This is a genomic window from Treponema sp. R80B11-R83G3, assembly GCF_054786115.1.
The window spans coordinates 1-579 of sequence record NZ_BDHF01000414.1 but is presented as its reverse complement, the minus strand read 5'-3'; the positions used below and the strand labels follow the sequence as shown (position 1 = coordinate 579).

The following is a 579-nucleotide window of genomic DNA, read 5'->3' as shown; positions in this document are numbered from 1 at the left end:
GACAAGCGTACATCATTATTTATCCTCGTTTTTTATTCCAATAATTTTTTTATATCATATTCAATAATTTCAGGTCTTTTATCCGGTCCATAACGTTTTATAACATTTCCAGTTTTATTTGTCTTGGCATTTTTTAACCGTATTGAAAGCATTGTCTTGTTTGAGCAAAAATACCAAATACCATACAAAAATGACGCAAGCTGTCCGGCTATCGTCGCCCATGCCGCCCCTTTTGTTCCCCAGCCAAATACTGAAATAAAAATAGGGTCAAGAATAATATTGAGTACAATTCCGACAAGCTGTAAAGTCATAGCGTTGACGGTTGCGCCTTCGCTCCGCATAAGACCGGAAAACAGCGCGCCAGTTACCGCGATAGGCATAAATAACACGACAATGGAATAATAACCGTCCGCATGGCTGTAGGTTCCTTCACTTGCGCCAATAAGATTTAGAATCTGATTCTTAAAGCACAACAAAAAAACGGCAAAAACAAAACCAGCGATTATGGCTAAATAAAAACTAACCGAACTGGTTTTTTTTGTTTCTTCATAGTTCTTGATTCCAAGCAGACGGGAAATA

General features: G+C 38.0%; 1 protein-coding gene. It reads right to left on the bottom strand.

Going from position 1 to position 579, the window contains the following annotated elements:
- Positions 1-32: 32 nt before the first annotated feature.
- The coding region (locus ACYVRH_RS14190) for an MATE family efflux transporter (RefSeq protein ID WP_461257522.1) at positions 33-579 on the bottom strand (547 nt) is incomplete at its 5' end.